Source organism: Paenibacillus lycopersici, from assembly GCF_010119935.1.
Lineage (GTDB): Bacteria > Bacillota > Bacilli > Paenibacillales > Paenibacillaceae > Paenibacillus_Z > Paenibacillus_Z lycopersici.
Map to the genome: position 1 here is coordinate 6,470,485 of NZ_CP048209.1, position 22,605 is coordinate 6,493,089.

Genomic DNA, 22,605 nt, shown 5'->3' on the forward strand with positions numbered 1-22,605 from the left:
ATAGAATTATACGCTGTTTGAAAAAGAATCTCCACTCTCATTTTCAAGCAATTTTCACGAAATATACGGTTATTTCGAGTGCTTGGGCATGGTTTTGCGTCATTTCTTTCGCTCACAGCGCTTTCGCTTCATTTTTCGGCCGCATAACTACATGTCCGAGGTGAAACGGCTGTTGCCGTTACTCTGGCGGCGTGCCGCCCGTGCATGAGGCGAAACGAATACGTCCTTGTTCCCGAGAACACCTTGGAGCGGCTGCACGGCAGCTTCTATACCTAGATTAACGCAATTTCGCAACGATTTGTTTCGCGGGGTTGCGCGCTTCGCGTTTCAGCCGCTCAATGGCTGCGCCATGTTCCGCGCGCCAGCCGGCCGGGTCGTCCAGCAGCCGCCCCATCGCGGCCGTAAACGATGACGGGTCGAGCGTCTCCGTCGTTCCGACCGGCTTCAATCCGAGCCGGTTCAAGAACTGATCGATCTTGGGGTCGTACGATAGCCCTACCAACGGCACGGACAGGTTCGCCGCATAGATGAGCGCGTGCAGGCGCATGCCGAACAGCGCATCGCACCGGCTGACTTCCAGCAGCATCGCCTGCGGGTCGTCGCCCGGCGACGCGATCTCGGCGGTGCTCTCGCCGAGATCGCCCAATTGTTCCATCACCCGCCGGGACGCTTCCGCGTCCGAGGGGGTGTGGAACGGGAGGAACCGCAGCCGCACCGCCCGGCTGCGGGCCAGCGCGCCAAGCGCGGCGGCGGCGCGCGCCAGGTCGGCCCCGTCCTTGCGCCAATGCCGCAAGGACACGCCGACCACCGGCGGCAGCGGCGGCACAGCCCCCCCCGCTGCCGCCGGCGCGGCTGCGCCGCCGGCAAGCGGCTGCGCTGCCGGCAGCGGCAGCGCCATGACCGGATCGGGCACAACCTCGATCCGGTCGCGCGGAACGCCCATCCGCCCGAGCAGCTCGGCGGATTCCGCGTCGCGCACGGACAAGTACGCGCTGCGCCGCATGACGCCGCGAATCAGCGGGTCCATCCACCGCCGATTGACGGGGCCGATGCCCTGCGCGTAGATGAACGTCGGCTTGCGGAGCAGCTGCGCCAGCTTAATGACGCCCGTATAATACGGGATCGTCGCGGCGCCCGTCGCATCCTGCAGCAGGCTGCCGCCGCCGCTGATCAAGCCGTGGCTGCCCCGAAGCGCGCGAACGACCTCGCCGAGCTTCATCCGGTGCACGGCCTCCACGCCGTACATCTCCGTCGTCCAGGACGGATCGCCCGAAAGCACGACCGGCACGATCGTGACGCCTTGCCGCTTGCCTTCTTCCGCCAGCGCGAACAGAATCGATTTCAACACCGCTTCGTCGCCGCTGTTGCGGAAGCCGTAATAACCGGATAGGACTACGCGCCGGATTTGAAATTGGTTTTGGCCTTCTTGAACTGCGGTGCCCATCGTATCCAAGCTCCTTCCACCACCTGCCAGACGCCCATCAGCACAAGTCCGATCAACGCGCCGAGCGCAAGGCCGAGCAGATCGCGGATCAAGGAAATTTGAAGCGGCGTATGAATGTGAGCGAACGTGTCCACCATGGACAGCTGCCCGATCGAACCTACAATGAAGAATACCCACGCCGCGCGATAACGAAGCGCCACGAACAGGCCGGCGAAGAACAGCGGATGCGACAGCAGGAATTCCTTCGTGCGGGGCCGCACGCCGAACGTGTTCTCCAGGAAATTGCGGAACGTCAGCTCGAGCGACGAAGCGGAGCCTTCATTGCCTGTCCGGGACAGGTAATACATGGCCAAGACGCCAAGCACCCCCGCAACGGCGACCCACAGCACCGTGATCTGCATGTTCAGGAAACGCTTGATGTTGCCGATGACCGAATCGCCGGTGTACAGCAGCAGATACAGCGCGGTCAGCGCGATCGGAGCCATGTGCAGCAGGCCGACGCCGCGGAATTGTTCAAGCACGAGCTTGTACGTAATATTGTTCAGCAGGCCGACGACGAACGGAATGCCGCACAAGGAAATGAGCGAAGCCGTCGCGAAAATCGCGATCGCCATCAAGAAGCGGCGTCCCGCGCTGATGCCCGGAAAGATCCAGCGGATACCGCCGAACGCGCGTCCCGCGGCAGCATCGCTTGCGCCGCCGACAGGTCTGCGGTTGCCGACCGTATGGGCACGCACGCGGCGAATCGCCCAGATGACGGCCAATGTCGGCGCGCTGACGGCCGCTCCGAGCGCAAGCCCCTGCTCGAATACCGATTTGGACAGCACGTACAGTCCCGCGCTTCCGATCAGGCCGATGAGGAACACCGGGATCGCAACGCCCGGCAGGAACATTTGCACCAGCAGCGCGATGAAAGCAACAGCGCCAAGCGCAACAAGCGCTTTAAGCGGCTTCTGCCATGAAGGCGAAGTATAGTCGAACGGCTCGGCCGGGCCGGGCTTGAATCCAAGCTTGTCCATCTTGGCCAGGAATCCGTCCGGGCCTTGGAGCGAGTTGTAGATATTCTCCATCGGATCCGTGATCATGGACTTGACCGAGCTGCTTGAAGCGGCGACATGGATATAGAACATGCGAATGCTCCGGTCCTTCGTCGCCAGCTGGAACCGGTCCGCGATATCGATCGGCTTCATCGCGGCCGCGCTCTTGGCCGGAAGCGAGTACAGTCGAGCTACATTATAATGGGTCAGATACGCAAGCGTGCTCAGCCCGTTCTGAGGCTTAGAGTTCTCAATCGTCGTAATTCCGATTCCATGCCTGTTCAGCGAGTCGGCGAACGCCGCAAGGCTCTTCTTCTCGGCATTGTCCGCGTAGCCCTTGACCGAGCTGCCGTCGAACAAGATGCGCTTGACGCCCATCGCCTGGTACATCTCCAGCATCTTGTCCACTTCGGCCGCGTCATACGGAATCCGGTCCGACAAGCGGGGGATAATGCCGAATCCGGCATCGTGAAGCATTTGGATCGCGGCCGGGTCAGGCGGCATCAATTTCAGCATCGCGTCTTCGAGCGGCGTCTCCAGCTTCAATCCGTTGCTGTCTTTGAAGCTCCACGGGGATACGGCGATGCCCCAACGCTGAAACGTTTCTTCCATAACAGGGCGCAGCGCGTCCTCGTCCGATTTGGAATTGAACAGCACGTACGTGTAGTTCTCGTCCTTGTCGTTCGGCGTGCTTTGCAGATCGCTCAGCGTGTTCGAGCTGTACAGGGAGATGCGTCCCCCCCATTTCAGCTCCTGCAGCGTCATTTCGAAGACGGCCATGGAGCCGATGCCGGCCGCTTTCATTTTGCCCAATTCCTCTTGGATGAATTGCTGCGGATGGGACTTGTAGGCCGCGACCTGAATCAAATCGCGATAGTCTAAAATAATGTCGACCTGCTTGGACGAACGCTCGATTTTCCAGCGCGTCGCGCTTACAGGCAGAGCCGCGATAATGCCGATAATGACCAAGATGAACAATACCGCAACGCCCCTGCGATTCCAATGCTGCCAGTTCTGACGCACGACTTCCACTCCTTAACGTATTTCCGGCGGGGACGGACCCCGCCCGGAAGCTTCTGCTTATGCCTAGCTGTCCACGCGCTCCATAACGGACTTCGCCAGCAGGCCGATGGCATCCTTCGCCTTGCTCAAGGATTGGCCGCGCACGGCGAAATACACTTTGATCTTGGGTTCCGTACCCGAAGGACGCAGGCAGAACCAGGAGCCGTCCTCCAGCAAATATTTCAGCACGTTCTCGGACGGAAGGCCGTCCAAGCCCGGTAAATAATCAAGCACCCGCGCTACGCGCGTGCCAGCTACCTCGACCGGCGGGTTGGCGCGCCAATCCTGCATTATGCCCGCGATTTGCTGAACCCCGTCCACGCCCTTCAGCGTACGGGACTCCAGATGCTCCAAGTAGAAGCCATACTGCGCGTACAGCTCCAGCAGCACGTCGTACAACGTCTTGCCTTGCGACTTATAGTAAGCGGCCGCTTCGCAAATCAGCAGCGACGCGACGACCGCGTCTTTATCGCGCGCATACGTGCCGGCCAGATAGCCGTAGCTTTCCTCGTAGCCGAAGAGGAAGGTCTGCTCGCCGTTTCGTTCGTACTGGGTCATTTTCTCCCCGATGTACTTGAAGCCGGTCAGCGTATTGACGACCTTGACCCCGTACGAAGCCGCGATGTCGGCGCCCATTTCGCTCGTCACGATCGTTTTGACCAGGACGCCGTTCGCGGGCAGCTGTCCGCGTTCCTTCAGCGTGCCGAGCAAATAGTTGACCATGATGGCACCGGACTGGTTGCCCGTCAGCACGACGTATTCGCCATCGTTATTGCGCACGACCGCGCCCATCCGGTCGCAGTCGGGATCGGTGCCGACGATGATGTCCGCGCCCACTTCTTGGCCCAGCTTGATCGCGAGCGCGAAAGCGTCCCGCTCTTCCGGATTCGGCGATTTCACGGTGCTGAAATAACCGTCGGGCTGCTCCTGCTCCGGAACGATATATACATTCGATAAACCCGCTTCGGCAAGCGCTTCGCGCACGGGCATATTGCCCGAACCATGTAGAGGCGTATACACGACCGTCAGGTCTTTGCCGAGCCCGCCCTTGAGCAGGCCGCTGTTCAAGCTTTGCGCGGCGACCGTACGGATATAGTCGCGGTCTTCCTCGTCGCCGAGCCAATGCAGCAGCCCTTGCGCTTCCGCTTCCTCGCGGCTGATGCGCTTCACCTGATCGAAGGAAGTCACCGCTTGAATCGCGCCGATGACTTCTTCCGCATCCGCCGGCACGAGCTGGCAGCCGTCGGAACCGTAGGCTTTGTAACCGTTATATTCAGGCGGGTTATGGCTGGCCGTAATGACGATGCCGCTCGCGGCGCCGAGCGCGCGCACGGCGAAGGACAACTGCGGCGTAGGACGGAGCGACTTGAACAGATAAGCCTTCACGCCGTTAGCCGCCAGCACGAGCGCGGCGTCCAAAGCGAACTCCGGCGAATTATTGCGCGAATCGTGAGCGATGACGACGGACGGCTGCGACGACTTGCCCAGCGTCCAATTGGCCAGACCTTGCGTCGCTTTCCCGACCGTGTACACGTTCAACCGGTTCGTTCCGGCTCCCATCACGCCGCGAAGACCGCCGGTACCGAATTCGAGCTCGCGATAGAAGCGATCCTCGATCTCCTTCTCGTTCCCCCGAAGAGCAGCCAGTTCTTCGCGCGTCGCAGCGTCGATAGAAGGATCGGCAAGCCAAGCCTCATACCGTTCAACAGCCAATTGATTCATCTCCAGCATCCTCTCCATGGTTTTGTTTCTTTTTGTTTCTCTACTATGTAAAGCGCAGCAAGGGTTTCGGAATATGTTTTGGTTGAAAGTGAGCCCGGAGGGAGGTGCGGAGCCGGAACAACGAAGTGGTCGCCTTTGTAGATGAAATTCAACCTCCCGCAGGGCGAATGCCTTTTCAGCTCCGCTTATTCCGGATCCTTCAGCGCGAACATAATCTCTCCTTCGGCCACCACTTTTTCGCCGACCTTCGCGGTAGCTTGTCCCTTGCCGATCGGCCCTTTCAGACGCGTGATCTCGACTTCGAGAATCAACGTGTCGCCCGGCGTCACTTGCCCGCGGAACCGGAAGTTGTCGATGCCGGCGAAGAACCCGATCTTCCCGCGGTTCGCTTCCACCATCAGAATCGCCACGGTGCCGACCTGCGCCAGCGCTTCCACGATCAGCACGCCCGGCATGACCGGATACGCCGGGAAATGACCGGTAAAGAATGGTTCGTTCATCGTCACGTTCTTCAGCCCTACCGCGCGCTTGCCCTCCTCTACTTCAAGGATCCGGTCGACCAGCAGAAACGGCGGCCGATGAGGAATGATTTCCTGGATTTGCCGAATATCGAGCATGTTGCGTACTCCCTTTCGTCATACATGTTATAAATTGCTTATTATTGTGCCACAATAATGCCATCCTACACGAAACTGCAGTCGTGTGGGTTAAGATAAGGGAGGTTGTGCGTGCGGCCGCTTGCAGAAGCGCCCCATGCCAATCTCCTTTTTACGCTATGCCTGCCGCGCAGGATTCTCGTCGCGGTTCGCATCCGCCGGCACGTCCTGCTTCGCCTTCCTGCCTTCCCGGTTCAGCGCCATGAACAGCCCGATATAAATGAAAGAGGTAACGAACGAGAAGACGATGACGCCCCACAAATAAGTACGCGCCCACGAAGCCTCGAAGAAGATAAAGCAGAGTGCCAAATAGTACAGCATCGTCGTCAGTTTGCCCATCCAATTGGCCGGGACCGTCCGTTTGCCCCGAAAATGAAAGTACGCCGAACCGACGATCATGCCCGCATCCCGAATGAATATCGCCGCGCCCGCGCTCCACGGAATATGTCCCGTCACGAGCAGGGATATAATCACGGTGATCATCATCGTCTTGTCCGCAAGCGGATCCAGCATCGAGCCGACCAGGGTAACCTGCCCGTACTTGCGTGCCAAATATCCGTCCAAGATATCCGTCGCGCCCGCGAGAACGATGATCAGGAACGCCCACATCATATGGTTCGAGGAATCCGAAGCGAATATGGCCACATACACGGGAATGAACGCAAACCGAAGCATAGTGAGCAAATTGGGCACATTCATTGCGCTTACGCCTCCTTGCCGGATTGGGTCGTTCCCCGCCGACGAACGGCGGGTTGACAGCTAATGTCTCCGGATGATTGGTTGCGCGCGCGTCAAGCCTCTGAAGCTTCATCTCCCGGGGCGTTCGATTGCAGACATTCTCAACCATTATAACGCTACGCTGGAAAAAATAAAACCTCGCCGACCCGCGTCAAACCCGCGATAACCGCCGCTCCCCACCCGATTTACCCTAACTAAATTTGCCAGTTTGCCCGCAATGCCTTCAATTTATGCCTGCCGGAACCGTTAAATATAAAGACAAGATGAATAGGAAGCCGCTTCTCGGGCGGCATGCCGCGTTCGTCCCTCGCTGCGGAAGAAAACGTCCGACAACGGTTTCCTTCCATAGTAAGAAGAAAATTCACGTCTTTGGAGGTATTGAAACAGCATGCGCATGAACAAATCCGCCGCTCCCGTCAAATTCCGGCCTTGGCTTACCGCTCTACTGGCCATCGTCTTCATGCTCTCGTCTTTCGCCGGCTTTGCGTACGCGGAAGATGTCGTCACAGGCATTTCCTTCGACAACGCCCCGTCGACGGCCCGCATTTACATTGAGGACGATGCGCTTCAGGTCGACGTCGTAGCCTCCATTTCCGGTTCAACGTCCCAGAAGAACGTGACGTTGAACGCCTCATGGACGACATCCAACTCGTCCGTCGTCAAAGTAACCAGCGGTCTCCTGACCGCGGTGGCCAAAGGCACCGCAACGGTCAGCGCGACCTATCAAGGCTATAAAGTTTCCCTGCCTGTCACCGTTGATTATGTATATGACAGCGTGACGATCATGAGTGCCGGCACTGCCGTCGATTCCGCGATTAACGTGCAGCTGGGCGACAAATTGAACTATACCCTGATCGCGGCCAAAAGCGGCACGGACGATCAGGACGTTACCGAGGACGCGGCCTGGTCCAGCTCCAACGCGAATGTCGCGACCGTCGAAGACGGCAAAGTGACGCTGGCGGCAGCCGGGGAAACGACCATTACCGCCAAGCACAAAGGCAGAACGGACACCGTGAAGCTGACCGTAGCCTCGCCGTACAAGTCGCTGAAGCTGACCCGCGCGGACGGAACAACCGCGGATCTGCTGGAGTTCGTCTTCGACAGCCCTGTCCAGCAGCTCACGGCGACCGCGGTAACGTCCAGCGGCGCAAGCAGCGTGCTGAGCGATATCAACTGGTCCACGAGCAGCGCGGCGGTCGCGACCGTCGAAGACGGCGCCGTAACGCCTGTCGGCGTTGGCATCGCGACGATTACCGCCTCTTACCTCGGCGTAAGCAGCAGCGCGACAGTGGTCGTCCGGCCGGCATTCGAAGCGCTCCGCATCACGCCGAAGGCCGACCAGCACATCACGCTGAAAACCGCGCCGATCGCCTTCACGGTCGAAGTGCTGGATGCCGATGCCGATCCCGTTAACGTAACGTCCTTGGCAGCTTGGAACTCCAGCAACGTATTCGCGGCGACAGTGGACGGCAACGGCATCGTGACGCCGAAGGGCGTAGGCAGCACGGTGATCAAGGCGACCTACAAGGGCGTTTCCCAACAGGTCAACGTGACGGTGTATCCAACCATCAGCGCCTTGTCCGTCGCGAAGGACAGCATCGACGCCTTCGTCGACGACGCCAACGTATCGCTTCCGAAGGTAACGGCAACGACGCTCGCCGGAGATTCGGTGGATATCTCGAGCCTGACGAGCTGGACAAGCAGCAACGTGACGGTCTTCGATAAAGTGGACGACAAATGGACGGCGAAGAAGGCCGGAACGGCGGTGCTGAGCGCAACCGTTCAAGGCAAGTCGATCTCCTTCGCCGTGAATGTCCATGAACATCCGCTGCTGCTCACTTCCGACCAAGCCAATCTGTCCGTTATTATCGGCAAAGACACGAAGCTGCCGACAATTACGATGACGTACGACACCGGCGACGAAGAAGACGTCACTTCGCTTGTAACCTGGAAGAGCTCATCGGCCAACCTGCTCGTGAAGGCGCCGAACGTGAAAGGCATTCAAGCTTCGAGCGCTAACCTCACGGCAACGTATCTTGGCAAATCCGTGACGATCCGCGTCACGATCGAAGAAGAAATTACGAAGATCACGATCGACAACACATCGCTTGTCTTCAGTCCGGAACGCTCCACCACGCTCAAGGCGACAGGCGTGTACAAGAGCGGCAAAACCATCTCCCTGGCTTCCAAGATGAATTGGACCATCGATCCGGAGACGCTGGCCACGATCAAGAACGGCACCTTGAAGACGCTGAAAGAAGGCACAGGCAAGCTGACCGGGGAATATCAAGGCAAATCCGTTTCCGTTACGATCGACGTCATCGGCAAGCTGAAAACCGTCACCCCATCGAGCAAGTCGTTCGCGCTCGCGCCGGGGAACGCGCAATCCGTGAAAGTGACCGGCTCCTATGAAGGCGGACGTACGGAAGACCTGACGAAGGCAGCCGTCTGGACGACCGGCAACAACCGGGTAGCCACCGTCGCGGACGGCGTGATCACGGCCGTCGCGAAAGGCTCGACGAACATCCGGGCTACCGTGAACGGCAAGACCGCGACCATCCGCATATCCGTCAAATAACCGTTGGCACCGCACAAAAAGCCTGCGTAACCGCCCCATAAGGCGGCAACGCAGGCTTTTCTCTTGGCGCAGGTCCCGGTCCCGGCGAGGCGAGCGCGTCCGACCTGACGCGCGCAGGCAGGCAAGAGAATACAAAAACCTGCCCGGCGCAAGCCGGGCAGGCCGTCAAGCCGATCTCACTCAATCGGCGAATACGAGGTCGTACACATGCTTCCATGTCTCTGCCTGGAAGATCTCATCCCCGGGCTGTTTGCCAAGCACCGCATAACCGATGTACATGCCGCCAATGACGGCGAGCACGCATAGAATCGGCACGATGCTCTTCAGCAGCAGCCAGCGAATGACGCGCACGGCGGGATGGCGCTTCTTGCGGGCGGCAGCCTTCGATTGTTTTCCGGCCGCTGGCCGCTCGGCTTGTTGAGCCTTTCTCCGCGCGGGATCGCCGGCAACCGAAGCGCCGAGCAGAGGGCTGCGTTCCGCGGACGTCACGCTCTCCATGCCGGCAGCCGTTTCTTTCTTTGAATCCATAAGCGTTCACTCATTTCCTATGCGCGCAAATTGTTCGCGAGCCCCATCATCGTATCGCTCGACGTCAACGCTCTGGCGCTAAGCTGATAGGCCCGCTGCACGCTGATCAAATCCGTCATCTCGTCGGCCAAGACGACGTTGGATTGCTCCAAATATCCTTGTTTAATGGCGATTTTCGATTCCGGACTGGCCGTTACGTCATGCAGCACGTCATTCGGCTGAATGCCGTCGGCAATGGCGAATAGATTGTCCGAGACTTGATTGAGCAGCGCCGGCTTATCCACCTGCACAAGCTTGAGCTGTCCTAGCGTCATGAGGCCGCCTGTCGGCAGCGTACCGATGACATTGCCGGCGCTGTCGATGCTGACGGCTTGCATTTCGGCCGGGATTTCAATCGGTTTCTCGTTAATGCCCGATACCGGATAGCCTTCTTTCGTCGTCAGGATGTTGATGCCGTTGCTGGTAAAGCTCGTCTGGAACGAACCGCCGCGCGTGTAGCCGAGATGTCCGTCGTTGTCGACTTGAACCTGGAACAGGGCATTGCCTTCGATGGCGACGTCGAACGGCTGGTCTGTCTGCTGCAACGGTCCCTGCGAGAGATCGGGCTGCACCATGGTGAGCCGCGATCCCCAGCCTTGATTGAATCCCATCGGCGTCAGCCGTCCGGGCTGGTTGAACGCCTCGGGCTGCTGCTTCAGCGTCGTCAGCAGGTCTTCGAACGTACCGACCTTCCGCTTGTAGCCGACCGTATTCACGTTCGCAATATTGTCGGCCAGCATATCCAGCTTCTGCTGCAGTCCGTTCATGGACGCCATTGCGCTAATCATTGAGCCGTTCATTCCGTTAGCCTCCTTGGCTGCATAGGCGAGCAGTACTAGGATGCGCATTAAGGATGCGCATCAGTACGACCGGCCCCTGCCCTGCGTTCCTATACGCGAAATTAAATGCGTCCGATCTCGTTAACCGCTTTATCCATGCTTTTATCGTAAAATTGAATGACTTTCTGATTCGCTTCATACGCTCTCGACGCCGCCATCAGGTCGACCATCGCTTGCGACGCGTCTACGTTGGAACGTTCCACGAAGCCTTGGCGCACCTCGACGCCATCGTCCGCGGTGATCGGACGGGCTGTCGTCTCGCCCTCCGCGAGCTTGAACTTGCCGTCGCCCTCGCGCACCAGCTTGTTCGGATTGTCCACTCGCGTTATGAGCAGCTGCCCCGCGCTTTGGCCGGTTGCCGGATTCACAAGGCGGTTGTCGCCCGTGAGCGTCAGCTCGTTGAAGGTCATGCCTGCCGGAAGCCGGAACGGCTGGCCGTTCGTGCCGAGCACGCGGGAGCCGTCAGGCAGCGTCAGGAAGCCCTGCTCGTCCAGCTTGAACTGGCCGTCTCGCGTATACCGCGTTTCGCCGTCGCCGTTCTGCACCGTAAAGAACGCCTGCGGCTGGAAAATCAGCTCTCCGTCCGCCGTCAGCGCTTTGCCGGAAGAATCGAAATTCACGCCCGGCACGCCGATATCCGACACGATGGCAAAGTCGCTGAACTGGTTCGTCTGCATCAGGTCGCCCTGCAGGTTGATCTGCAGGCTCTCCTCGGCGAATACGCCCGTGTTCAGCTTTCCGACCGACTTGCCGTTATCGATATCCTGCGAGCCCGTCAAGTGAAGCAGCATATCCGGGAAGGAATGGGTAACCGCGTACTTCTGCTTATAGCCCGGCGTATTAATATTGGCGATATTATTCGTGATGGTATCATGTCTGTTCTGCTGCGAAATCATTCCCGACGCAGCGGTGTATAAACCTCTTAACATGGAGCATCCTCCCGGCGCGTATCGATTATCCGAACTTTACAAACCTATCGTATATATCGGATAACGCGGCTCAGTGGTGAATAGGCAGCTGCTATGTCTTAAGACCTATTCTGCAAAGCCAATGCCCCTCGGCACGCCCCCCTATGGCGTCCTACACGGACATCGGTTGCCGTCTATTCCTCACGATCGAGCCTAGCGCTTCGCATCCGCCCTGCGAGGCGTGCGGTCCAGGTGATCCAGCAGGAGGCCTGTCCCTTTCACGACGCAGTGCATCGGATCTTCGGCAATCAGCACCGGCACCTTCAGTTCTTCGGCCAACAGCGCGTCCAAACCGCCCAGCAGCGCGCCGCCGCCCGTCAGGATGACGCCGCGGTCGATGATGTCCGCCGACAACTCCGGCGGCGTCCGCTCCAGCACGGACTTGGCCGCCGATACGATCGACGATACCGGCTCCCAGAGCGCTTCGCGCACCTCGTCCGAATAGATCGTCACCGTAAGCGGCAAGCCCGTCACCATATCGCGTCCGCGGATGTCGATCTCGTCGCGGAACCCGTTGTCGTACACGGTGCCGATCTTGATCTTGATATCTTCGCTCGTCCGTTCCCCGATCAAGAGCTTGTACTTGCTCTTGATATACTTCATGATTGCCTCGTCGAACTTGTCCCCCGCGACTTTAATCGAAGAGGCCGTCACGACGTCGCCCATCGACAGCACGGCAACGTCCGTCGTGCCGCCGCCGATATCGACGACCATGTTCCCGCTAGGCTGATAAATGTCCATGCCTGCGCCGATCGCGGCCGCTTTCGGTTCCTCCTCCAGGAAAACGTCCTTCGCCCCGCTGCGCTCCGCGGCTTCGCGAATCGCCTTCTGCTCGACCGACGTGATGTTCGTCGGCGCGCAAATAAGAATGCGCGGGCGGCTGTACCATGAACGGCCGCCGACGCGATCAATGAAGGCTTTCAACATAATTTCCGTTATCTCGAAATCGGCGATGACGCCGTCCCGAAGCGGTCGGATGGCAATAATGTTTCCAGGGGTCCGTCCTACCATCCGATGCGCTTCTTCACCGACGGCAAGCACGCGTTTCGTTTCGCTTTCGATCGCGACGACCGAAGGCTCATCCAAGACGACGCCCTTCCCTCTTACGTGAATGGACACGTTCGCGGTTCCCAAATCAATTCCAATGTCCTTGCTAAGCATACGTCTTAAGTCCTCCAGCGCGAATAATAGTCGAGTGCAATCCTCATCTAGTATAGTATTCGCTGAAATCAACGAAAATCCTCTATTTTTGTAGAAAAAATCGCTTACGATTTTGCCGCCGCAAGCACTTCGCGCTTGCGTCCGGAGCTCTTTTTATACTTGATTTTGGTCGCTTCTCCTCCCCTCAGGTGCCGGATCGATTTGTGGTATTCCAGAATATGCTTCACCTGGTCCGCCAAATCAGGATTTATCTCCGGCAATCGCTCGGTCAAATCCTTGTGCACCGTGCTTTTGGAGACGCCAAATTCTTTAGCGATCGTCCGCACCGTGTGCTTCGTCTCGACGATGCAACGGCCGATTTTTATGGTCCGTTCTTTGATGTAATCGTGCACGCTCCCGCCTCCCTACTCGAGATAGTTTGGTACAGTATATGAGGGGTCTGGGTAGATATTCTTTGTGTCCAAGCGTGACAAGCCCAAGAACTGCAAATATTTTCAAACGGGCCCTCCAAACGCAAAAAAAGAAGGCAGGAGATCCCTGCCTTCGTAAGGTTTCGCGGCCTATGCCGCCTTGCCGGTATTATTGTGCTTCCGTGCTCGCGGCCGCTTCGATCAGCGCCTGCGGATTCATCGGCTTGCCGTCCTTGCGCACTTCGAAGTGCAGGTGGACGCCGAGATCCTTCTCCAGCTCGTCCCGTCCCGCTTTCGCGATGACGTCGCCTTGCTTCACGTCTTGACCGACTTTAACCTGAACGTTGCTCAAGCTGTTGTACACCGTTACAAGCCCGTTGGCATGCTTGATTTGAACCACGTTGCCGTTGATCGGATTTTTCTCGGCTACCGTGACCACGCCGCTCAGCGCCGCTTTCACGTCGAACGCCACGTCGTTCTTGCCAAGGTCGATCCCCATGTTCGGGATGAACTTGTTGTCGTACGTTTGAATCAGCGCCGCTGCGCGGGTCTCGCTGCTGGACTGCACGTCGTAGTATGGCGCCACGACATCCAGCTGGCTCTTGTCGGCAGGCCATTGCATAAGCTCGCCTTCCGATTTGGCGATCATTTTGTCATTATCCGACGGCGTTACTTCGTCTTGCGTCTGCTCATCCGTTACCCCTTGCGTAGCGTCTACGGTTGTGCTGGCCGGTTTGTCCGATGTTTCCCCAGCTCCCCCATAGAGCCACATTAAGGTTACGATGATTGCTGCCGCGGCCAAAAATGCTGATGGTGCTGCCCATTTCTTTGCCATCAGTTTTCTCCACGCAGACGGTTTGACGGCTTTGCCTCCTACTACATTTTTAGGAGACTCTTCATTGAACTTTGATTTGTTATCACTCATTGTTCGATCACCTCACTAGCCATTGTTGCCGAAACCTAGCAGTTTATACGTGAGGGATTTACATTTTTTGAGATTTCAAGTCTTGGAAGCTAGTCTAGTATGCCGGAGGCCGTCTCGAGCTTCGTGCCGGTATAGTAATGCGCCAGGATTTCCCGCGCCGTTGCGCCGTTCTCGGCCATGCCGTCCGCGCCCCACTGGCTCATGCCGACGCCGTGCCCGTAGCCTTTCGTCGCGAACGTCACCTCGTTCCCGTCGATCGACCACGTGAAATCGGAGGATGCGAGAGACAGCCTCTCGCGAATCTCCCTGCCGGTGAAAGTTTCGCCGCCGACCCGAACCGCCTTCACCCGGTCGCCCGCCGTCGTATCGAGCACGCGCATGCCGCGGACCTCGGCCGTCTTCACGCCAAGCTTCTTTCCGACATCCTTCAGCTTCAGCGTGACCTGCTCTTCGTACCTCGGCGAGAGCGTCTTGTCCCACGGACTCGCCACGCTGCGCAGATAAGGCAGGTCGACGTTCCAATAGTCGGAGGCGTTCTCCGTGTAGCCGTTGCTCGTCGAGAAGAAGGAAGCCTGAATCGGCTCGCCCTCATACGTGACGATCAGCCCTTTGGTCGCTTCGACCGCCTCGTTCAGCTTCTGCAGCTTCACTTCCTTCTCCGCGCCGCTCCAGCGGTCGAGAAGCTCGCCAAGCGGCACGTATGCCTGCGTCATGACCGTATCGTCCACGTCGGCGCCCTTCGCCTTCTCGCTCTCCGTCAGGCCGGTCTGATCGCCCGTCAGCAGCCGCCGGTAAATGAACGTTCTCGCCGCGATCGCTTGCGCCTTCAGCGCCTCCGGCTCGAAATCGACCGGCATTTCCCCGGCCAGCACGCCGCGCACGTACAGCTCGATCGGCAGCTTCTCGATGCGCTTCTTCTCCGTCAAATAGACGGACACCCGCAGGCGGTCATACGCGCTGACTGCCTGCTCCCGCTTGTCCGCCGCGGAGCCCGAGGCGGCCTGCACGCCGTCGTTCGCCGCGTCTTTCCCTGCCGCTTCTCCCGTCTCTGCGGCATCCGCGCCGTTAACGGCCTTTCGGGGCAATTCCATATTATCCGCCTCGGCAGGAGCCGATTCCGATTGCATGACGGCCCCGTTCGCGGCCGGTCCCTTCGCCTCCGGCCTCTCCGGCTTCATCATATACACGGCTCCCTTCACAAGAAGCACGAGCAGCAGTCCCCACACAAACCCGAGCCACCAGCCCCTTGACCATAACCGGCGGCGATACGAACGTCCTACCTTCCATCTCGCTCGCTTCATGCGCGACTCCTTTCACTGCCGTGGTATTCGGATCTTCGATTCTCTGTTTCGGACTTGACCCTATGACAGTCTATGAATCGAAAAGATAGGATAGTACCGGGAATCAGGCTCAGGTTATCAAACTCTAAACGCATAACCATATATTCCGAGGCCAAGCGAATGCGCCCGCCTTCTGGCGGCACAGCAAAAAACCCTATTTTCGCTTCTCCGGAAAGAGGAGCGAAAATAGGGTTTTTTGTCATTAGCCAGCGAGTGCTTGCGAACGATTAAGCCCAAGTCGGCTGAGCTTTGATCCGGGGCAGTTCCTTCTCCCGCTTGACCGGTTCCTGCGGCCGTACGGCGACAATGGCCGGCTCCGCTTCTTCAAGCGCCGCGGCGACGCCTTCCAGCACCTTCACGTACAGCGGTTGAACGGCTTCCGCATCGTCCTCGCGGAGAATATCGGCGCCAAGCGCTGCCAGCTTGCCCGTAATATCGACATAACCGCGGTCCACGTGGTGAATGCCGGTGATTTCGCTTTCGCCGTCCGCGCACAGGGCCGCGCACACCAGCGCCGCGCCGGCGCGCAAATCGGTCGCCGTCACTTTGGCGCCCGTCAGCTTGGCGCTGCCGGAAACGATTGCAGTGCGTCCGTCTACTTTAATGTGGGCGTTCATTTTGTGAAATTCCTCGACGTGCATGAACCGATTCTCGAATACCGTCTCCGTTACGATGCTCGTGCCCTCGGAAATCATCAGCAGCGCCATCATTTGCGACTGCATATCGGTCGGGAAGCCCGGATAAGGGAGCGTCTTGACGTCGACGGATTTCAGCTTCTTCGCCGCCGTGACGCGAATGCCGGTGTCCGTCTCGGCGATCGCGACGCCCATCTCTTGCAGCTTCGAAATAACGGGAGCCAGATGGTCGCCGATCGCGCCTTCGATATGCACGTCTCCGCCGGTCATCGCCGCAGCGATCATATAAGTACCCGCTTCTACGCGGTCAGGGATAACGGTATGTGCAACGCCGCTCAGCGAATCCACGCCTTCAATGCGGATAATGCCCGTGCCCGCGCCGCGAACGATTGCGCCCATGGCGTTCAGGTAGTTGGCCAAATCCACGATTTCCGGTTCTTTCGCCGCATTCTCGATCGTTGTCGTTCCTTCTGCGAGCACGGCGGCCATCATGATGTTCTCCGTCGCGCCGACGCTGGCGAAATCGAGATAGATCTTGGCGCCTCTCAGCTTGCCATCCGTTCTTGCCTCGATGAAGCCTTGGCCGAGCGCGATCTCCGCGCCCATCGCTTCAAAGCCCTTCAAGTGCTGATCGATCGGACGCGTTCCGATGGCGCAGCCGCCCGGAAGGGAAATTCTGGCGCGGCCGAGCCGGGCAAGCAGAGGACCCATGACGAGGAAGGAAGCGCGCATTTTGCGCACCCATTCGTACGGGGCTTCGAACGACGCGAGTTGCGCAGCGGAAATACGCATCGTTCCGTTATCATATGTCAGCTTTCCGCCCAGGGCGGAAAGCACATGTTGAATTGTCATGACATCATCCAGATAAGGTACGTCGTGAATGACGCTTTCGCCATCCTTTGCGAGTAACGTGGCAGCGAGAATCGGCAGTACGGCGTTCTTTGCACCGCTTACGCGGACCGTTCCGGATAGTCGCTTGCCGCCGCGGACGATTATTTTGCTCATCTTAAGGTTTCCCTCCGCGTGCAGTAGATTCTTTAACCTCTAATCCAGGCAATATATGGTACCCTGGTTTGTACCCAAACTACATCTTACCACCAGCTTACAAGAATCGACAAGCGTTATTTTCTACCTGCCAAAAAGCGGCATTTCATACCATTCGCAAGCCGTTTTTCGTTTCGTACCGTCATCTATTACCCATTGTTAACATGTTTCCGGGTTGTTATTCGACAATGCCTTTGAGCAGACTCGACCAGTTCCAGTAAGAAAGCACGAACGAAGCGAATCCATGACCCGCCACGATCGCCAGCATGATTTGCAGCAAACGGGCCTGCGTTCCGCGCGGACGCTTCACGATCGCGTCCCATTTCAGTTCTTGAAGCGCAATCCAGGCCAGCGCGATGCTAAACAATTCGATCACGATCGACATTAGCGCATGCATGCCCGCGGCTTCGGCGACTTGTTCCATCATTCGATTGACTCCCTGTCTCTATTTGTCGTTCAGCGCCCGCAGCAGCACGGCGGAGAACTCGGCCCTCGTGGCCGGACGCTCCGGCTCGAACCGGTTTCCGGGATACCCTGTCATTAGGCCTTTATTCGCGGCGGTCCATACGGCGGGCGCGGACCAACGTCCGGCCGGCACGTCGCCGAACGCCGCGGACGCGGGACGCACGCTCTGCACGCGCAGCGCGCGCAGCAGAATGACGGCCATCTCTTCCCGCGTTACGGGACGTGCCGGGCCGAACCCGCCTCCGGGATACCCGCCGATCCATCCGGCCCCTGCCGCGCTCATGATTGGCGCGTACGCCCAATTGTCGGCCGGCACGTCGTCGAAGCGGCCGGAAGTCCCGCCTCCGGCGGGCTTAAAGGCCCTGACGAGCATGGCGACCGCCTCCGCGCGCGTTATCGAAGCATCCGGGTTGAACCGGTAACCGCCGCTGCCGCCGACGATGCCTTGCTTATTCAATGCCGCGATGGACGACTCCGCCCAATGGCCGTCGATATCGCGGAATCCGGCTACCAGCGCATCCGCCTTCACCAGCAGTTCGTAATATTGCTTGTCGAAGGGGGCGCTCGCCGTGATCTTGATGTAATAAAGCCCGGCATCCAGCTTCTGTTCCTTGACGATCTCCGCGGCGCCCGGCGACGACTTGAACGACGCTACCGGGTTCTGCCGCTTATCGAACAATTCCGCCTTCATCGCGATGCCGGCGGGAATGTCGTTGACCTGCACCGTCGCTACGCTGGCCGACGTCAGCCGGATCTGATACCAGTCGGCGTCCCCTGCCGTCCCGATGACGCCGGAGTACGTGGAGCCGAGCGATACGCCGGTCGCCTCGTACGCCTTGTCATTGGGCTCGTTCGGATCCTCGTACCGCGTAATGAACTGCAGCGTCAGCTTATACTGCCCCGCCGTGGGACTCGCCTGCGCCGCCATCGCATTGCGCACGCGAATGTAATACGTGCCCGGCGTCACCTCGATCGGCGGCGAAGCCTCGCCTCCGCCTTCGCCGTTCTCGTCCAGCTCCTGCAGCCCCTGCTCCTGCCGCTGATACGCGAGCGCCGGATCGATGCGGGCGGAATCCGTCGTCACGGACAGCTTCAGCGTGCCGCCGGTATCGAAGTGAACCGCATACCAATCCTGGTCGCCGGTCTGATGGAAGCTGCCGGTAATCTGCTGCGACTTCGGCTGCAGCGTAAACGCCTCGTACTGCTTGTCGTTCATTTCGTACGCATCCGGCGCGATCTGGAACGAGGAGGTCAGCATGTACGCCAGCTTCTGCTTGACGTTGCCGTTAAAGAAGCGCACCTCGAAATCGTTTCTTCCTTTCTTGACGTGCCAGCTTACGGTTTGGTTGCTGAGCTTCGTCTGCTGCTTGCCTTGGGCCGACGTGTCCCCGCTATGCGTCAGCACCAGCGTTGGAACGGTCTCCCCGGCAGCCAGAATGCTCTGCACTTGAATGGCGACGGTCCCGTCGTACGGGGCTTCGAAGCGGTACCAGTCGCTGTCCGCGCTCCCGTCAAGCTCTGCCGCAATCTTCGTATCGAGCGGAAAAAGCTTCGCCGACTGCCGGCTGTTATTCGGCTCGAAGCTGTCGGCCGCCAGCGTAGCGCGGACGGCATTGTCGACTCGCAGCAGTCCGTACCCGCTGGCATTATCGAAGCCCGGATTGCCGATATCCTGCGCCGACTGGCGAAGCAGGCTCCGGATCTGATACGGCTTGTAGCCGGGATGCACGGCCCAGACGAGCGCGGCCGCCGCCGCGACTTGCGGCGCCGCCATCGACGTGCCCTGCTCTTGTTTATAGCCTCCGCCAAGCGCGGTCGTATATACGCTCCAAGGCGCGGCGAGGTCGATTTCCGGCCCGGTATTGGACCGCGGCTCCGGCTTGCCGGCCGCCGTCGCGCCCGCCACCGCCATCACTGTCGGGTACGCGGCGGGGTACTTGACCTTCGCCTTGCTCCCGAGCAGCTCGCCGTCGTTGCCGCTGGCCGCCACGAGCAGCGCGCCTTTGGATTCCGCGTAAGCGGCGATGTCCTTCAAATACGGCGAATACCGGTACAGGCCGACGGAGAGCACCAGAATCCGCGCGCCATGGTCGACGGCGTATGTAATCGCTTCGCCCAGCCGTTCTTCGTCCCCGTAGCCGTCGGCGTCCAGCGCCTTGACGGGCATGATCCGCGCATGCCAGAGAATGCCTGCGATGCCCAGCTTGTTGTTGCCTTCGGCCGCGATGACGCCCGCCACCTCGGTTCCGTGTCCGTTATCGTCCTCCGGCGGCTTGCCCGGCGTAACCAGATTGACGCCCGGCACGAGATTGTTCTTGAGGTCCGGGTGATCCAGATCGACGCCGGTATCGATGAGCGCGATCGTCAAGTCCGTCTGATCGCGAACCTTCGACCACGCCTCCTTCGCGCCGATCTGGTCCAGGAACGGCTGCCGCGGCAGTTCCGGGTCGTTGCTCGCCGGTTCGGCCGCCAGCATCCGCACGCGGTCGACCGGCTCCACGTAGGCGAGCTCCGGCGTGTTCTGCAGCCGGAGCAGCCACTCGGCCGTGTCCGCCCCGGGGTCTGCCGGGCGGACGACGTCCACCGCCGCCGCCGGAAGCGACAGGCGGCGGAGCACGCGCGTGCCGCGCAAGGGCTTCGCCTGCGCGGGGTCGCGCCACTTGATGAGCCAGGTCTGCGGCTCATCGCTGCCGCCGGCGGCAGCGCTGGCGGCTGGCGTCGGCGATGCCTCGCGGTCCGCCGCCTTGCCCTGGGCCGCCGCCGGCGGCGGGGCAGCGGGAGCGGCCTCTGCGGCGAGCGAAGCCGCCTCCGCAGGGGCGCCCGCGAGCAGCAGCGCCGCGAGCCCGGCGCTCAGCGCGCGGCGCCAGCGGCGCAGGCGCCAACCCGGGCGCGGCGCAGCCGCTGTCGCAGCCGCGCGCTTGCGGCCGTGCGCCGATGACGGCGGCGTATCTGCCGTTCCGGCGCCTCTCTTCGCCGCTGCGGCGCTGCCCGGGCTTGCTTGCCGCCTGCCGCGCCCGCCGCCAGCGGGCATGGCGAAACAACCCTTGCGCCGCGCGGCGTCCGGCCTGGAGAATATGAAGTTGGAAATGATGTTCCAATAGTGGTTGTTCATCATAGTCTGCCTTTAACCTGCAATTTGGTATCTGAAACTTTTCGCCCCCCGCCCCCCGAACTCCTTTTGACAAATGTTTGAATTCCTGCGAATCAGGCCAAACGTCCCGGTTAAACATCCCGCACACCGATTATTATGCCTGCGTTCGCGTTCTTACGCTTGAAGATTGTATGAACGCCCGGCGAGCGGTGCAATACCGATGCGCAGCGCAAAAAAGCCTCCCGCCTCGATGAGGATCGAGGCGGGAGGCGGGAGGCTCCGAGCGCTGAAACCGCCGCGGGCAGCTTCAAGCACCAAGTTGGCTTCATGCATGACGGCGGTCGACCATGAACGGTTGGCCGCTATTGAATCATCAGATCGTTCACCAGCGATAAATGGCTGTTGATCCAGTCGAATACCGGCCCCGGCACGATGCCGAGCGCAACCGTCGCGGCCGCGCAGAGCCAGATGACGATGCCGCTGGCGACCGGCACCCGCACGATGGCGTCGCTGGTCGAGCGCATGAACATTTGACGAACCAGTCCGAAGTAGAAGTAGTACGAGATCACGCTGCTCACGACCATGATGGCCGCGATCCAATAGTCTTTGGACTGCGCCGCGCCAAGCAGAATGAACAGCTTCCCGAAGAAGCCGCCCGTTACCGGCAGCCCGGCCAAGGACAGGACGAAGACGATCATCGCCGCCGCCGTCCAGGGCGCCCTGTAATACAGCCCGGCGAAGCCGCCGATTTCCTCTTGCCCCGACGACTTGACGATAACGGCCACAATAGTGAGCGCGCCGATGGTCATCAGCAAGTAAACCGCGAGATAGAAGATGAATTCGCCGACGCCCGAGGCATGCATGCCTTTGATGGACAGGCCGATCGGAACGAGCATATACCCCGCGTTGGCTACCCCCGACAAGGCGAACAGCCGTTTGACGTTGAACTGCCGCAGCGCCATGGTCGAGCCGACCAGCATCGCGGCGGCCGCCACGATAAGCAGCACGAGGAAGACGTCGTTCGTGACCGGTTTGCCCGGCGAAGAGGCATAGAACGCCAAGTTGTACACGATGCGGACAATCACGGCGAATGCCGCGCCTTTCGAGACAACCGCCAGAAACGCGGTAACCGGCGTCGGCGCTCCCTGGTACACGTCCGCCGCCCAATAGTGGAACGGAGCGGCAGCGATTTTGATGCCGAGCCCTGCGATGATGAAGAAGAAGGCCACGTACAGAATAGCCGGATAGTCGATGGCATGCGCCCTGAGGCCATCGGCGATCGCGCCGAGGTTCGTTGCTCCGGTGATGCCGTACAGATACGACATGCCGAACAGCAGCAGCGCGGAAGAGATGCCGCCCGTGACGACGTATTTGAACGCCGCCTCCGTCGACTGCACGGCGTGCTTGCGGATGCCGACGAGCACGTACGTCGTGATGCTAAGCAGTTCAAGCCCGATATACAGCGTAATCATGTCCCCGGAGGAAGCCATGATCATCGCGCCGCACACGGCCGGCAGCAGCAAGTAATAGAATTCTCCCCGGTCCGGAATGTCGGATCGTTTCACGGAGCCGAGGCTCATCAGCACGATGAGCGCCGTCGCGGCGAGAAACACGATCTTGAGCAGACTGGAGAAATAATCGATGCGGTAGCTGTCGCCCATAATGCGGATCACGCCGCTGACCAGCTGTCCGTTCGCATCCATCTTCGGCGCCGCGTTCGCAAGCTCGGCCAATCGCCATATGACGAATCCGAGCGACGTCAGCAGGCCGGCGAGCGTCAGCCAGCCCGTTATCGCGCGGCGCGGCAGGAACAGGTCCAGCACCGCGAGCCCGATCATGAATGCGATCAAGATCCATTCCGGGGCGAGATAGGCCGCGTCGCTCCACGAGAGAGACTGCAATTGTTGTGCTGCGTCCATATTC

At 59.7% G+C, this 22,605-nt stretch carries 17 protein-coding genes; 1 reads left to right on the forward strand and 16 read right to left on the reverse strand.

Features of this window, described 5'->3' with window-relative positions; genetic code table 11:
- Positions 1-277: 277 nt before the first annotated feature.
- The 5 genes from csaB to GXP70_RS28355 all read right to left on the reverse strand — a co-directional run bounded on the left by csaB (position 278) and on the right by GXP70_RS28355 (position 6,620).
- Positions 278-1,444: a polysaccharide pyruvyl transferase CsaB gene (gene csaB, locus GXP70_RS28335; protein ID WP_162360020.1), complete on the reverse strand. Its 1,167-nt coding sequence runs from the start codon at positions 1,442-1,444 to the stop codon at positions 278-280.
- On the reverse strand, positions 1,393-3,504 hold the full coding sequence (locus tag GXP70_RS28340) for a DUF5693 family protein (RefSeq protein ID WP_162360021.1): 2,112 nt from the start codon (positions 3,502-3,504) through the stop codon (positions 1,393-1,395). The genes csaB and GXP70_RS28340 overlap by 52 nt, the downstream gene beginning before the upstream one ends.
- A gap of 63 nt (positions 3,505-3,567) precedes the next feature.
- Positions 3,568-5,274, reverse strand: a complete 1,707-nt coding sequence (locus GXP70_RS28345) for a phospho-sugar mutase (RefSeq protein ID WP_162360727.1) — start codon at positions 5,272-5,274, stop codon at positions 3,568-3,570.
- A 176-nt stretch (positions 5,275-5,450) separates the two neighbouring features.
- Complete coding sequence (fabZ, locus tag GXP70_RS28350) at positions 5,451-5,882, reverse strand: 3-hydroxyacyl-ACP dehydratase FabZ (RefSeq protein ID WP_162360022.1); 432 nt, start codon at positions 5,880-5,882, stop codon at positions 5,451-5,453.
- Positions 5,883-6,038: 156 nt separating this feature from the next.
- Complete coding sequence (locus GXP70_RS28355; protein WP_162360023.1) at positions 6,039-6,620, reverse strand: CDP-alcohol phosphatidyltransferase family protein; 582 nt, start codon at positions 6,618-6,620, stop codon at positions 6,039-6,041.
- A 427-nt stretch (positions 6,621-7,047) separates the two neighbouring features.
- On the opposite strand from GXP70_RS28355, the gene GXP70_RS28360 reads away from it, so the two are divergent.
- On the forward strand, positions 7,048-9,237 hold the full coding sequence (locus tag GXP70_RS28360) for an Ig-like domain-containing protein (RefSeq protein WP_162360024.1): 2,190 nt from the start codon (positions 7,048-7,050) through the stop codon (positions 9,235-9,237).
- Between the two features lie 180 nt (positions 9,238-9,417).
- Here the strand turns inward: GXP70_RS28360 and GXP70_RS28365 are convergent, their stop codons facing one another.
- From GXP70_RS28365 to GXP70_RS28415, 11 genes are all read right to left on the reverse strand, one after another.
- Positions 9,418-9,765: a DNA-directed RNA polymerase subunit beta gene (locus GXP70_RS28365; RefSeq protein ID WP_225442590.1), complete on the reverse strand. Its 348-nt coding sequence runs from the start codon at positions 9,763-9,765 to the stop codon at positions 9,418-9,420.
- A gap of 17 nt (positions 9,766-9,782) precedes the next feature.
- Positions 9,783-10,604, reverse strand: a complete 822-nt coding sequence (locus GXP70_RS28370) for a flagellar hook-basal body protein (protein WP_162360025.1) — start codon at positions 10,602-10,604, stop codon at positions 9,783-9,785.
- A 101-nt stretch (positions 10,605-10,705) separates the two neighbouring features.
- On the reverse strand, positions 10,706-11,572 hold the full coding sequence (locus tag GXP70_RS28375) for a flagellar hook-basal body protein (protein WP_162360031.1): 867 nt from the start codon (positions 11,570-11,572) through the stop codon (positions 10,706-10,708).
- A 192-nt stretch (positions 11,573-11,764) separates the two neighbouring features.
- Positions 11,765-12,772: a rod shape-determining protein MreB gene (gene mreB, locus GXP70_RS28380; RefSeq protein ID WP_162360033.1), complete on the reverse strand. Its 1,008-nt coding sequence runs from the start codon at positions 12,770-12,772 to the stop codon at positions 11,765-11,767.
- A 104-nt stretch (positions 12,773-12,876) separates the two neighbouring features.
- Positions 12,877-13,164, reverse strand: a complete 288-nt coding sequence (gene spoIIID, locus GXP70_RS28385) for a sporulation transcriptional regulator SpoIIID (protein WP_090575384.1) — start codon at positions 13,162-13,164, stop codon at positions 12,877-12,879.
- Between the two features lie 187 nt (positions 13,165-13,351).
- Positions 13,352-14,017 carry a M23 family metallopeptidase gene (locus GXP70_RS28390; RefSeq protein WP_225442591.1) on the reverse strand — a complete coding sequence of 222 codons (666 nt, stop codon included), beginning with the start codon at positions 14,015-14,017 and terminating at the stop codon, positions 13,352-13,354.
- A 179-nt stretch (positions 14,018-14,196) separates the two neighbouring features.
- A complete protein-coding gene (gene spoIID / locus GXP70_RS28395) occupies positions 14,197-15,408 on the reverse strand; it encodes a stage II sporulation protein D (RefSeq protein ID WP_162360037.1) in 1,212 nt (403 codons plus the stop codon).
- A gap of 266 nt (positions 15,409-15,674) precedes the next feature.
- The gene (gene murA / locus GXP70_RS28400; RefSeq protein ID WP_162360038.1) at positions 15,675-17,087 is read right to left on the reverse strand and encodes a UDP-N-acetylglucosamine 1-carboxyvinyltransferase; all 1,413 of its coding nucleotides are present in this window, start codon (positions 17,085-17,087) and stop codon (positions 15,675-15,677) included.
- A 217-nt stretch (positions 17,088-17,304) separates the two neighbouring features.
- Positions 17,305-17,553 (reverse strand): DUF1146 domain-containing protein, encoded by a 249-nt coding sequence (locus GXP70_RS28405; RefSeq protein WP_162360039.1) that lies wholly within the window; start codon positions 17,551-17,553, stop codon positions 17,305-17,307.
- Between the two features lie 18 nt (positions 17,554-17,571).
- On the reverse strand, positions 17,572-20,703 hold the full coding sequence (locus tag GXP70_RS28410) for a S8 family serine peptidase (RefSeq protein ID WP_225442592.1): 3,132 nt from the start codon (positions 20,701-20,703) through the stop codon (positions 17,572-17,574).
- A gap of 341 nt (positions 20,704-21,044) precedes the next feature.
- Positions 21,045-22,601, reverse strand: a complete 1,557-nt coding sequence (locus tag GXP70_RS28415; RefSeq protein WP_162360040.1) for an NADH-quinone oxidoreductase subunit N — start codon at positions 22,599-22,601, stop codon at positions 21,045-21,047.
- Positions 22,602-22,605 lie beyond the last annotated feature (4 nt).